This window comes from Herbaspirillum rhizosphaerae (genome assembly GCF_046025915.1).
Classification (GTDB): domain Bacteria; phylum Pseudomonadota; class Gammaproteobacteria; order Burkholderiales; family Burkholderiaceae_D; genus Herbaspirillum; species Herbaspirillum rhizosphaerae_A.
Window position 1 is genome coordinate 161,414 of the sequence record NZ_JAQQFR010000009.1, and the last position, 12,972, is coordinate 174,385.

The 12,972-nt window shown below is 58.2% G+C and carries 13 protein-coding genes; 3 read left to right on the forward strand and 10 right to left on the reverse strand.

Going from position 1 to position 12,972, the window contains the following annotated elements:
- Window positions 1-142: 142 nt before the first annotated feature.
- The 3 genes from PQR63_RS15005 to PQR63_RS15015 all read left to right on the forward strand — a co-directional run bounded on the left by PQR63_RS15005 (window position 143) and on the right by PQR63_RS15015 (window position 4,013).
- Entirely contained in the window at window positions 143-610 is a 468-nt protein-coding gene (locus PQR63_RS15005) for a (2Fe-2S)-binding protein (RefSeq protein ID WP_408168802.1), read from the forward strand.
- The gene (locus PQR63_RS15010; RefSeq protein WP_408168803.1) at window positions 607-2,916 is read left to right on the forward strand and encodes a xanthine dehydrogenase family protein molybdopterin-binding subunit; all 2,310 of its coding nucleotides are present in this window, start codon (window positions 607-609) and stop codon (window positions 2,914-2,916) included. Before PQR63_RS15005 ends, PQR63_RS15010 begins: the two co-directional genes overlap by 4 nt.
- Window positions 2,917-2,978: 62 nt before the next feature.
- Window positions 2,979-4,013 carry an XdhC family protein gene (locus PQR63_RS15015; RefSeq protein ID WP_408168804.1) on the forward strand — a complete coding sequence of 345 codons (1,035 nt, stop codon included), beginning with the start codon at window positions 2,979-2,981 and terminating at the stop codon, window positions 4,011-4,013.
- Between the two features lie 16 nt (window positions 4,014-4,029).
- Here the strand turns inward: PQR63_RS15015 and PQR63_RS15020 are convergent, their stop codons facing one another.
- From PQR63_RS15020 to mdcC, 10 genes are all read right to left on the reverse strand, one after another.
- On the reverse strand, window positions 4,030-4,665 hold the full coding sequence (locus PQR63_RS15020; protein ID WP_408168805.1) for a nucleotidyltransferase family protein: 636 nt from the start codon (window positions 4,663-4,665) through the stop codon (window positions 4,030-4,032).
- Window positions 4,666-4,729: 64 nt separating this feature from the next.
- Window positions 4,730-6,832: an EAL domain-containing protein gene (locus PQR63_RS15025; RefSeq protein ID WP_408168806.1), complete on the reverse strand. Its 2,103-nt coding sequence runs from the start codon at window positions 6,830-6,832 to the stop codon at window positions 4,730-4,732.
- Between the two features lie 16 nt (window positions 6,833-6,848).
- Window positions 6,849-7,295: a response regulator gene (locus PQR63_RS15030; protein WP_408168807.1), complete on the reverse strand. Its 447-nt coding sequence runs from the start codon at window positions 7,293-7,295 to the stop codon at window positions 6,849-6,851.
- Between the two features lie 10 nt (window positions 7,296-7,305).
- Window positions 7,306-8,022: a sensor histidine kinase gene (locus PQR63_RS15035; protein ID WP_408168808.1), complete on the reverse strand. Its 717-nt coding sequence runs from the start codon at window positions 8,020-8,022 to the stop codon at window positions 7,306-7,308.
- Window positions 8,023-8,466: 444 nt separating this feature from the next.
- Window positions 8,467-9,405 carry an ACP S-malonyltransferase gene (locus PQR63_RS15040; protein ID WP_408168809.1) on the reverse strand — a complete coding sequence of 313 codons (939 nt, stop codon included), beginning with the start codon at window positions 9,403-9,405 and terminating at the stop codon, window positions 8,467-8,469.
- On the reverse strand, window positions 9,402-10,355 hold the full coding sequence (mdcB, locus tag PQR63_RS15045; protein ID WP_408168811.1) for a triphosphoribosyl-dephospho-CoA synthase MdcB: 954 nt from the start codon (window positions 10,353-10,355) through the stop codon (window positions 9,402-9,404). The genes PQR63_RS15040 and mdcB overlap by 4 nt, the downstream gene beginning before the upstream one ends.
- A complete protein-coding gene (mdcG, locus tag PQR63_RS15050; RefSeq protein ID WP_408168812.1) occupies window positions 10,343-11,053 on the reverse strand; it encodes a malonate decarboxylase holo-[acyl-carrier-protein] synthase in 711 nt (236 codons plus the stop codon). Before mdcG ends, mdcB begins: the two co-directional genes overlap by 13 nt.
- A complete protein-coding gene (gene mdcE, locus PQR63_RS15055; protein WP_408168813.1) occupies window positions 11,037-11,753 on the reverse strand; it encodes a biotin-independent malonate decarboxylase subunit gamma in 717 nt (238 codons plus the stop codon). The genes mdcG and mdcE overlap by 17 nt, the downstream gene beginning before the upstream one ends.
- On the reverse strand, window positions 11,750-12,664 hold the full coding sequence (locus PQR63_RS15060) for a biotin-independent malonate decarboxylase subunit beta (protein WP_408168814.1): 915 nt from the start codon (window positions 12,662-12,664) through the stop codon (window positions 11,750-11,752). Before PQR63_RS15060 ends, mdcE begins: the two co-directional genes overlap by 4 nt.
- On the reverse strand, window positions 12,661-12,972 hold the full coding sequence (gene mdcC, locus PQR63_RS15065; protein ID WP_094564037.1) for a malonate decarboxylase acyl carrier protein: 312 nt from the start codon (window positions 12,970-12,972) through the stop codon (window positions 12,661-12,663). The genes PQR63_RS15060 and mdcC overlap by 4 nt, the downstream gene beginning before the upstream one ends.

Sequence of the window (12,972 nt, forward strand, 5' to 3'; positions counted from 1 at the left end):
AATCGAGAATTCCAAAGCTTTCCATTTCAACAGTGGGCAATCATTGCGATACTCCAGCGCTATGGATTTGCTGCTACATTGCCTATGGCAGCGAAATATTCCTTCACTAGGTCATCCCCAAGTCGGAAAGGTATAACAACAAATGCCCACGCTCACCATCAACGGTAAACAGCACAACGTCGATTTGCCTGAAGACACCCCCATTCTCTGGACCTTGCGCGATCAACTCGGCATGACCGGCACCAAATTCGGCTGCGGCATGGCCTTGTGCGGCGCCTGTACGGTGCATCTGGACGGTGAACCGATCCGTTCCTGCATTACACCGATTTCAGCCGCAGCCGGTAAGCAGATCACCACCATCGAAGCAGTTTCCCAAGACAAGATCGGCAAATCGGTGCAGGACGCCTGGATGGCACTGGGCGTGCCGCAATGCGGCTATTGCCAGGCCGGTCAGATCATGTCTGCCACGGCACTGCTGAAGACCACGCCAAATCCGACCGACAAAGACATCGACGACGCCATGAGCGGCAACATCTGCCGCTGCGGTACGTATACCCGTATCAAGGCTGCCATCAAGCAAGCTGCGGCACAAAACGGAGGCGCAAAATGAGCGCAGTCTTTGATGATCTCGGCAAAGTACAACTGAGCCGCCGCAGCCTGCTCAAAGGCATCGGCGCCTTTACCGGCCTGGCGCTGACGGTTGGTGTCAATGGGGTCGTCGCGGCTGCGGACGCGCCTAAATTCGGTGGCGACGGGATGCCCGGCGGACTCAAGGACAGCGCATTGCTGTTCGTTTCCATCGGTACAGACGGTGTCGTTACCATCGTGGCCCACCGCTCCGAAATGGGCCAGGGCGTGCGCACCAGCCTGCCGATGGTTGTGGCCGATGAATTGGAAGCTGACTGGAACCGTGTGCGCGTGGTGCAAGCGCAAGGTGATCAGGAAAAATACGGCAATCAGAACACCGATGGCTCGCGCAGCATGCGCCACTCCTTCGGCCCCATGCGCCAGGTTGGCGCCACTGCCCGCCTGATGCTGGAAACCGCCGCAGCAGCACGCTGGAAAGTACCGGTCACCGAAGTCGAGACCAAGAACCACGAAATCATCCACAAGCCCAGCGGCCGCAAGCTCGGTTTTGGCGATGTCGCAGCCGATGCTGCCAAACTGCCTTTGCCGGCGCGCGATGCGGTTCGTCTTAAGACACCGCAGCAGTTCCGCTACATCGGCAAGGACAGCACGCGCGGCATCGACTTGCACGATATCGTCACCGGCAACACGCAATACGGTATCGACACGCGCCTTGAAGGCATGGTCTACGCCGTCATCGCCCGTCCGCCGGTATTTGGCGGCAAGCTGACCAGCGTCGACAGCAGCGAGGCACTGAAAATCCCCGGCGTGATCCGCGTGGTCGAACTCAAGGGCAGCCCGCCACCAGCGCTATTCAATCCGCTCGGCGGCGTCGCTGTGATTGCGCGCAATACCTGGGCCGCGATCAAAGGCCGCGAAGCACTCAAGCTTACCTGGGACAACGGCCCCAACGCGTCTTACGATTCGGCTGAATACCGCAAGACCATGGAAGCCGCAGCACGCAAACCGGCCAAGGCCGTGCGCAATAACGGCGACACGATGGCTGCGCTGTCAAGCGCAACGCGCCGGATCGAGGCTGAATACTATCTGCCGCATATCGCTCACGCCACGATGGAACCACCGGCCGCGGTCGCTCGTATCGTCAATGGCAAGTGCGAGGTGTGGGCCTGCGTACAAGCGCCGCAAGCCACGCGCGAAACCGTCGCCGGCCATCTCGGCCTGAAGCCGGAAGAAGTCACCGTCAACGTCACCCTGTTGGGCGGCGGCTTTGGTCGCAAGTCCAAGCCGGATTTTGCTGCCGAAGCGGCCTTGCTGTCCAAGGCGATGAACGGTGCGCCGGTCAAAGTCACCTGGACACGCGAAGACGACATCCACCACGATTATCTGCATACCGTATCGGTCGAACATCTGGAAGCCTCGCTCGACGCCAACGGCAAGGTCAATGCCTGGCTGCATCGTACGGTCGCCCCCACCATTGCATCGATCTTCGTTGCGGGAGCCAAGGGGGAAGCGCCGTTTGAGTTGGGCATGTCGGCGATCAACATTCCTTACGCGATTCCGAATTTCCGCGTGGAAGCACCGGAAGTCGAAGCGCACACGCGCATCGGCTGGTTCCGTTCGGTGTCGAACATTCCGCATGCTTTTGCCGTCCAATCCTTCAGTGCCGAACTCGCTGCCGCAGCCAAGCGCGATCATCGCGACTATCTGCTGGAACTGATCGGCCCTGCGCGCAAGATCAGCCCGTCAGAAATGTCCGACGGCTGGAACTACGGCGAGTCGCCTGAGCGTTATCCACTCGATACCGGTCGCATGCGCGGCGTGATCGAACTGGCAACGGCCAAGGCCGGCTGGGGACGCAAGCTGCCCAAAGGCCGCGGACTCGGACTGGCAGTGTGCTACAGCTTTGTGACGTATATCGCTGCGGTGGTCGAGGTGATCGTCAACGACGAAGGCGAAGTATCGATTCCCCGTGTCGACGTCGCCGTCGATTGCGGTCCATCGATCAACCCGGATCGCATTCGTTCACAAGTTGAGGGCGCCTGCATCATGGGTATCAGTCTGGCGATGACGGGTGAAATCTCGTTCAAGAACGGCGCCGTGGAGCAAAGCAACTTCCACGACTACGAAGTCTTGCGGGCTTTTGCTGCACCGGGGCAGATACAAGTGCACATTGTTCCGCATACACTGGACGTACCGTTGGGCGGCGTCGGTGAACCAGCCACGCCGACGATTGCGCCGGCGTTATGCAATGCGATTTTTGCGGCAACCGGCAAGCGCATCCGCCAGTTGCCGATTCGCGAGCAATTGAAGAAACCTGAAAAAGCATGATGACTGAAACCAACAAGGCAACCGTTAGCTCGTAGTTGGTACAGAAATAACACGGAGAACCCATGGAATCCATCGACTTCGACGTCCTCAATACCGCTCTCTCCTGGCACGAGCAGGGACATCACGTCCTGCTCGGCACCGTTACCCACACCTGGGGATCGGCACCGCGCCCGGTCGGATCAATGATGGCGATTCGCGGCGATGGTCATGTGCGTGGCTCCGTGTCCGGTGGTTGTGTGGAAGACGATCTGATCCGTCGCATACAAGCCGGTGAATTGCAGGAAACTTCGCCCTTTGAATTGAAATACGGACTCACCGCCGACGAAGCACACCGCTTCGGTCTGCCTTGCGGCGGCACGCTGGAACTCTTGATGGAGCCGCTCTCGGCCGCGTCGCGCATCGCGGAATTGCTGGCAGCCGTACGCCAGGGACTGCGTGTTACACGCACGCTGGATCTCGACACCGGCGCAGCGACGCTGTCCACCGACAGCAACGCACACCAGACGCGGGTGCAGGATCGCCAACTGATCGCGCCTTTCGGCCCACGCTATCGTCTGATCATCATCGGCGCTGCGCAGATGTCGCGCTATGTGGCCCAGTTTGCACTCGCGCTGGATTATCAGGTGATCGTCTGCGATCCGCGCGAAGAGTATTTGAAGGAATGGGATATCGCCGGCGTTGAACTCTCCAAAGAGATGCCTGACGATCTGCTGCTGCGCCTGCAACTGGATGCCAACAGCGCGGTCGTGACACTCACGCATGACCCCAAGCTGGACGATATGGCGCTGATCGAAGCCCTCAAGTCACCGGCTTTCTATATCGGCGCCATCGGCTCGCGCACCAACAACATCAAGCGTCGCGAGCGGCTGGCCCTGTTCGACATCAGCAGCGCCGAGATCGACAAGCTGCACGGCCCTGTCGGTCTCTTCCTCGGCGCCCGTACACCACCGGAAATCGCCATCGCCGTCCTGGCGGAAATGACCGCCATCCGCAACGGCGTGTCCATCTCACAGACGCATGCTGCTCGTACCGATCCTCTGCCTGGATCTGGCACCGAAGGTGGCGGCAGTTGCATGGTCGGTGAATTCACCAAATAAGACGCAGTTTTTCGCTTCAGTCAGTACCGCCTGAAGCAGCGAGATCGGCACGCGTATCGATGTCCCGATGAATACCGGGATCGTTGACGGGGATCTCGTTGACCGGTGACGATTTCAGTAACGCCCTTGCACCACGGTCACCGCTCAATTGCAGCAGGTCATCCAAATGCTTGCGGCTGAAGGCCACGGGATTACCACGTTTGCCGAGATAAACCGGCACGGCAATATCGACGTCGTCCTTGAGTGCCGCCAACAAACCGCCGTGTGTTGATGTCTGCACATGCGGCATATCACCCAACGCAATAATCCAGCCTGCGGCATCCTTGGTATGCCGGATTCCGCACATCAGCGACGCACTCATGCCCTCAGCTGCATCGCTGCACTCCACCACCTGGCATCCCATCGCAGAAAGACGCAGAGCAACCTCTCCCTGCAGAGAATTGACGATCGCGACGACCGCTAAGGCCGGTGATGCCGCCAGCAGTTTGCGAGCAGCAGCGACGACGACGCAATCGTCCGTATCAGACAATGGTGCCAGCAACTTGTTATCAGCGCCGCTGGGATCGAAGCGGGAACCTTTGCCGGCGGCCAGCAAGAGGCCGACAAATACAGAAGACGAAGAAGAGGACGGAGAAGAAGTTACGGAGGTCATGGACGCCGATTATCCACCAAAATAGCGCCCTTGCAATGGTCATCCGACAAGCGTTAGCGCATCTTCAGCTGGCCTTGGTATGTTCCAGTAAAAACCGGGTGCAATCGTCCACAGCCAACGGCTTGCTGAAGTAGTAGCCTTGCACCTTGTCGCAGCCGTTTTCCTTCATCACATTGTACTGTCCCAGAGTTTCCACTCCCTCGGCCAGCACTTCCAGATGCAGGCTGCGCGCCAGCGCGATGACGGCCCTGGCGATGGCAAGATCGTCTGCATCGGAGGTGACGTCCTGCACGAAGGAGCGATCGATTTTCAATTGATCCACCGGAAAACGTTTGAGGTAATTGAGGTTGGAATAGCCCGTCCCGAAATCATCGATCGACAGTCGTACGCCCATGGATTTGAGCAACTGCATGACTTCGATACTCTTTTCCGGGGTTTCCATGGAAGCACTTTCGGTCAGTTCCAGTTCCAGACAATGCGAATCCAAGCCGCTGTCATCCAACGCATGACGCACCACAGTGGCCAGATTATTCAGAGCAAACTGCTTGGCCGACAAGTTGACCGCCATCGTCAATCCGTGCACGCCCATATCATGCCAGCGCTTGCCCTGTTCGCACGCAGTGCGCAGAACCCATTCGCCGATCGGCACGATCAATCCGGTTTCTTCTGCCAGTGGGATGAACTGCAACGGTGAGACCATGCCTTTTTCCGGATGCTGCCAGCGCAGCAAGGCTTCGACACCGACAATCTTGCCGCTGTCCAGCGACACCTGCGGCTGATAGTGCAAAATCAGTTCATGCTTTTGCACGGCCTGGCGTAATTGCGAAGCCATCTGCAATCGGTGGCTGACCTGGCTGTTCAGGCTCGGCGTATAGAATTGAAAACGCTCCAGCACGTTGTCCATGGCGCGATGCATGGCAACCTCGGCGGCCTGCAACAAGGCATCGCCGCTATCGCCATCATTGGGATAAACGGTCGCACCGATGCTGGACTCCAGATAGACGCCCTCATGGCCGTCGACGTGATACGGCAGGTCGAGCACGTCGATGATTTCCTGCACCACCATGGCTATCTGATCCTGGGCCTGCACATGCAAGACCATCGCAAAGCTGGTGTCCCCAAAGCGCGCCAGCGTCGCATCATGCTGCATCAGCCCCGACAAACGGCGGCTGGCCTCCACCAGCGCATCTTCACTCAATTGCAGCCCGAGGCTTTCGCGTACGGCGATGGCACCGCGTACGCCGACGAGAATGACCGCAATCAAACCGGGGCGCTGTTCACGTTCCACCCGCGTAATGCCTTGCTCCAGGCGGTCGCGTAGCAGGCTGCGATTGGGCAGGCCCGTCAGGACGTCATAGTTGCTCAGCCGATGAACACGATCTTCTGCCTGACGCCATTGTGTGATGTCGATGCCGCTGCAAATAAAATTGAGCGCCAGCCCGCTATCGTCTTGGAGGAAGGTGGTCAGCCACAGAATTTCGCGGCGTTCACCGCCGGTGGTCAGCCAGCGGCTCTGGTATTGCAAGGGTTGCGACTGCAAATGCCAATGGAGGAAATGGTTGCGCACCGGTTCCACCTCTTCCGTCGGAAAGAAGACATCCCAGAACTGTTTACCCTGCACCTGCGAGAAGGTATAGCCGGTGGTGCGTTCGGCCGCCTGATTGAAACGCATGATGCGGCCGTCCTTGTCCAGCATCATGCCTAGCGCGCCGGTCGTATCGAAGATGGCGGACAGCAGATTGCGCTCGGCCTGCAAAGCCTGTTCCATCTTGTGACGGATCTGATTCTGGTGTGCCTCCTGCAGGGCGCGCTCCACAGCCGACGGCAGACGCGCCAGGTTGGACTTGAGCACATAGTCATAAGCGCCCTGCTTCAGCGCCTTGATCGCACGCTCCTCCCCCATGGTGCCGGAGACAAATAGAAAAGGCGTACTCGGCGTGATCTGCTGCACGATCTGCAGCGCCGACATGCCGTCGAAGTTGGGCAAGGAAAAATCGCCCAGAATGATATCCGGCTGATAGCGGCTTAGCGCGTCGAGAAAAGCATCTTCGGTTTCTACCTGATAGATGTCGCAAGCGATACCGGCACGCACCAGTTCATAACGTGACAGTTCCACATCGTCAGGATCATCTTCCACTATCAGAATTTTGAGTGTGCTTCTTCTCATCCCCATGCCCTATTTTTTACGATGCCGGTACGCGATTGACGAGCATCCAGTAGAAACCCGCTTTTTCAACTTCCTCCTGAAAACTCTCGAACTCCACCGGCTTGACGATGTAGCTGTTGACGCCGAGTTTGTAACACTCGCTCAGATCCTGTCCCTCAGCGGAAGACGTCAGCATCACCACCGGAATCGATCTGGCGACAGGGTCAGCCTTGATCTTGCGCAATACGTCAATGCCGCTGACCTTGGGCAGTTTGATATCCAGCAGAATCAGCTTGAGAGGCTCATCCTGTACCCGGTGTTCGTAGATACCCTGGCTGAAAATAAAGTCCAGCGCATCAGCGCCGTCCTGCACCCATTCGACTTTGTTGGCCAGCTTCTTCTTTTGCAGCGCGCGCATCGACAACTCGGCATCGTAGGGATTGTCTTCCACCAGCAAGATATCGATTCTTTCGAAGCTGTTCATCGCCGTCCTTTCATGTTGCTGCAGGCAAGGTGAAGTGAAACACCGCGCCTTCGCCAACCACGCCTTCAGCCCAGACCCTCCCACCATGACGCGTTACGATGCGATGTACGATCGCCAGTCCGACACCGGTTCCTTCGAACTCGCTGACACGATGCAAACGCTGGAAGACACCAAACAATTTGTTGTAATAGCGCATGTCAAAACCGGCGCCGTTGTCACTGACCGTGTACGTCAGGGCGTCGCCTTCCACCGATCCTTTAACGGTGATGTGGGCCTGTTCGCGCTTGGCGCTGAACTTGCAGGCATTCGACAGCAGGTTGAACCAGACTTGCTTGATCAGGGTAATGTCGCCGCGCGCAGCAGGCAGCGCGCTCAGCGATAAGGTCGTATCGTTGACGGCGACGCTCGTCGCATCTTTGAACGCCGCCTGTGCCAGCGCGGACATATCAAGATGGCCGTAGTTGAGTTCTTTGCGTCCCAACCGCGAAAACTCCAGCAATTCATCGATCAGACGCCCCATATTGCGGGTGTTGTCGCGTATGACTTGCAGCTTGCGTCGACCTTCTTCATCAAGCTGATCGGCGACGTCTTCTTCCAGCATACGCGCAAAGCCGTCAACGGCACGTAGCGGTGCGCGCAAATCATGCGATACCGAATAGCTGAAGCTTTCCATTTCCTTGTTGCTTGCTTCCAGCTTTTCGATGTTGTCTTTGAGCTCGCGTGTCAATTCACGATTGGTCTCTTCCAGTTTGCTGCGTGCCAGGATCTCCAGCTTGAGGGCGCGATTGAGTGCGTGCAGGTGCTGATTGTCGGCGCTTATGTCCGTATCTAAAAAGAGCCGTAAGTAAGTCGAGTACCTGAATCCAATACCGGGTCACATGTTCGCGTACTTTTATATCGGGCAAGCTAATAGTGTGAGAAAACGCATTTTTACTTGATTGCTGCCTGGTTTCTTGTCTCATCGGATGCTGCGGGAGCACCCAAAACTCTGTCAGTGGAGCAAGGTTGATTGTTTGTTTATATTTTTATAAAACCTGAATGACGAGTCCAATGTACCTAATTGATAGTTACATTTCAAGCGTACGTATCGGGTTTTAAATATGCGTGTGCAAAGCTTGATTTTTCATCAACAAAGATCTTCCGCGTAGGTTGGAAAACCAAGCAAATCAAGTTATCCGAGACGGCTTTGCAACCACTTCGACGCTCCCGCAAGGCTGCGGAAGTCTGAGAGAGAACGGCATTCGATGCCAGGATGCTGATCGCGCAGCATGCGTGACAAGGCGGATCCCGGCCCGAGTTCCAACGCGACCGTAATGCCCCGTTCCGCACAGGCATCCATGCAGGCAGACCATTGGATCGTGGTGGTAAGTTGCTGTACCAGACTGTGCCTGGCCGTATCCGGATCATGCACCTCTTGTGCCGAAATACCCGCCAACACGGAGATCGCAGGCGAACCGAAGGCGATCGCATTCAAGGCTCCGGAAAATGGCATGGACGCCGATGCCATCAGCGGTGTATGCGATGCAATGCCGACCGGCAACATGCCAATTCTGGCGCCAAGCGTCTCACATTGATGTCCTGCCGCCAGCAAGTCGGCGTTGCGACCACCTGAAATCAGCGTATCGAAGCCTGTCTGTATCGCGACATAGGCATTGTGCTGTCGTAATACAGCAGCAGCTTCCTCAACCGGCAAGCCGCCGACCGACATCAATCCTTGCTGAGGTTCGTCGCGCAGGCATGCATCCATGTAGCCGGCGCGCGCGATGGCGAGATCGATGACGGTTGTTGCCGGCATTGATCCAGCGACGCCATAAGCAGTCAACTCACCAATGCTGTACCCGGCCACCAGATGCGGAGCCGGGATTTCACTGTCCAGCGTCAGGGCCTGCCATGCAGCGAGGCCGGCTGCCACCACGAGCGGCTGCGCATGGCGATTGGCAAACAAGAGGCGATCATCTTGCAACAGGACATCGAGAGGATGCCCCAACTGCTGTTCCAAGCCATAGCTTTGCAAGATCTCTGCACCGTGCGCATCATTGCGCAGCAGATCGAACATGGCGGCATGCTGGCCGCCTTGCCCCGGGCAGAGAATGGCAAAGCGTTCGGTCATGCTTTCAAAACAGCGAAGTCATTGTCTACACAAATAGCATGCATCAGACAGGCTGCAGCCAGCAGATCCGCAGCACCGCCAGGCGACAAGCGATGTCGCACAAATTCTCGATGACATGCTTCGGCCTGCGCCTGCCAATTGATATTGCCGGTGCCGCCGTCCGCCATGAAAGCACGACTGCGGGCCTGCACCATGCTTGCTCCGGCATTGCCGCCGCGATGGTAGACATTGGTGTCGCTGACATGCGCCATCAGCGCGAACAAGGCATCGACTTTGGCGCATTGCCAGTCACGTCCAGCATCCAGGGTCGTCTGCAATTGCGGCAAGGCGATATCAAAGACTGAGGGAAATCCCAACGCGCCTTCTTCGCGTGCGCCGCCGACGGCATGATGCGCCGCAACGCGCAGACCATTGCTGCCCGCGTCGCCAGTGCTGGGGCTGGGGCTGGTATGGGCAGTCAAGGCATCGCCCCATTGAATCAGCAAAGTGGCGCGCACCGCCTGCGGAGAGAGCGTCATGCCTTGTGCACGGCAAGATGCCAGCGCTGCACACAGCATGCCCAGCCCAAAGATCGCACCGCGATGGGTGTTGATACCGCAGGTGGCACGTAGCATCCGCTGCTCTGCTTTGATGCCGAGTTGCTTGAGCTCACTGAATGGCGCACCGCGTGTGCCGGCTTCAGCGATCTCAACGAAGTAGTGCCTTAGCGAAAACAGACTGCGCATGAAGGTCGAGGCATCCATGTCGTCGTGACTGCCGTTGTCGACCAGCGAGACGAGTCCAGGTTTGGGATAAAGCACCAGCTCCTGATACAAACTGCGCACTGCCTCCCGTGCCAGCTTGCGGCAAAAATCGCGCAGGCTGCGTTGCCGGCGGCGTCGCTCGGTGTAGTGCGGCACAGTCGCCAGGCGCATGGCTGGCTGATTGGATAGAGAGATCAGACTGGGCATGTCGGCCTCTGATGTTCTTCATGATGGTTCAGCATCGCCAGCAAGTCGCCGACACGCATGAGCGCGACGTCACCGCTGCGTTTGAGCAGCACGCGATTATCGGGGTGATGACAAGCCTGCACCCATTCCTTCCACGATACTGCGGCATTGTCAGGAAAAACGATTTCGCCATCCAGTGGCAAGGCTTGTGCATGAAGCTGGAGCAGATGAATACCATCCGTCAGTTCCTGTTCGCTCAATGGGCGGAACAACAGATCGATATCGGACGACGCACGCAGATAACCCTGACCGGTGAGCGCCTGTAATGCCAGCGAGCCGTAAACGCTCACCGACAAGCCTTTTGTGGCAACGTCGTTGTTCAGTTGTTGCAATGCATCCCGCCATGAAGCCGTCACATGCGGAATCACGTTGAGGATCGCCAACGGATCTTGCACAAGGTGCACGTGTTCTTTTGCCACACGCAAAGGCAAGCGCAGCTTGTTGCCCTCTGCATCCGGAGGCAAAGCCACGCCCAGACAGACGGCATCTGCCGGGCAATCAGCATCCTGACGACGGACTACCGTCGGCCAGTCGTTCGCCTGCCAACGCCGGAGATGCTGGCGATGCTGATCATGCCTATCCGGCAGCGTCAACGCGGCATCTTGCCAGCCGCGTTCACTCAGCCAGACCAGACTGTGTCGTTTATAAGGGCTGGACATCGCTGCCGCTGACGATGGCATTGACGACACGCTGCGACCAGTTGCGGCCGCCGCGTTCCTGACCGAGGGCGGCGCGACCGTCCTTGTTGTCTGCGTCGGCCAGTGCCTGCTTCAATTGTGCGGCCAGATCGCCGCTCCAGATTTCAGCGACACCACCCATGCGGCGATAATTTTCGGGGCCGGGTGCAAACACCGGATTGCTCTTGGCCAGTTCGACCAAACGTTCTTCGGGCACCTTGGTGATACGCGCCATGGCAGGCAAGCCCATCACCCGGATGGTGGCATTCGGCAAGGCATAGCAGGCGTCAGCCATGAGGCCGCTGGTAATGAAGCCACCCGACAAGGCCTGGTCATACACCAGCCCGATGATCTTGTGCCCCTGCTGACGCGCCAGAGCTATGCATTTACCCAGATGCGCCATGTAGCTGTTAATGCCGAGCATCTCGTCGCGATGACGCAGCCGCTGTCCCTGCGTGTCGACCAGAATGACGATGGAACGCCCCGGATGCTCTCGTACGGTTTGCAGGATTGCCTGCGCTTGCGCCAGCGCGATCTCGATGCCGATCGGCGTATGGCCGGTGGTGCCGACGACCGTCACGATCTCGCCGTCGACTTGCGCCGTGCCGGACAAGAATTCGGCCTTCTCGGTAATGCTATGACCCTGCGGGAACAAGTCATCCGCCAATGTTTGCCAGCTCATGGTGTTCCTTTCACGCGATGCGCCTCAACCAATGCAACGAAGGGCCCGGCTTCCAGCATGGGAATCTGCTGTGCCTGCTCCACACCAAGACGCTCCCAGATATCCTGCGGATCGGTCGCATCGCCGAAGCGCGCGATGCGTTGTTCGAGCATGGTTTGTTCCGCTTCCAGCGCCTGCAAGGTCAAGGCCGTCGGATTGCCTTTGAATGCCTGCAAAGTCTGCGATGCTGCCGCACGAAACGCGTCGGCATCATCCGCCACGATGCCCTGGCAATCACCCAGCAGATAGCGATGCTTGCCGCCAGTGGTGCGCCAGACCAGCGCACGGTCGCGCGAGTCGAATTCTTCGACGCCGTTGGCGGTTTCGATAACCTCTGGTCCCGACATGGCGAGACGCCCTTCCTCCGACATGATGATGGCGTTGGCGCAACGAGCAACGATACCCATGCCGCCGAAGCAGCCGTTGGAGCCGCCTATCAGCACAATGACCGGGATACCGGCTGCGCGCGTATCCAGCACGGCGCGCATCACTTCGGATACGGCGATCAAGCCGGCATTGGCTTCGTGCAGACGCACGCCGCCGGTTTCGAGCAGCAGGATGACGCCCTCAGCTTGTTCCTGTACGGCGCGTTTAAGCAAACCGACCAGTTTGGCGCCATGGACTTCGCCGACTGCGCCGCCCATGAAACCACCCTCCTGCGCTGCTGCGAATACGGTCGCACCATTCAGACTGCCGCGTCCGATTACGACACCATCATCAAATGACACCGGCGCATCCAGTTGGCCCAGATGCGGACTGACGATACGTTTGGCCGGCGGCAGAAACTCTTCAAAACTGCCGGCATCGAGCACCAGCGCGACGCGTTCGCGGGCGTTGGCTTCGAGATAGCTCACACTTTTGGTCGCCATCATTTCGCCTCCACCATCGATTCCACCGCCTGATCCAAGCGCAGACTCACTACGGCGGGAGTCGCGCCCATGTCGTTGATCGAGATGCGCGTATCGGCCAGTTGCCAGCGCTTGTTGAAGTCGCCGATAACAGCTTCCCAGATCGCGCCGAAGCCACGTGCTGCGGTCTTGATTTCAACGGAGCAGCCGCCTTGCAGGTCGGCCGGTTCGATCAGCACTTCCAGATTGCCGGAGCTGACCACGCCGACCAGTTCGGCCTTGGCGGAGAGTTTGCGGGTGCCGTTTTCAAAACGATAATTCAAGGTTTCCAT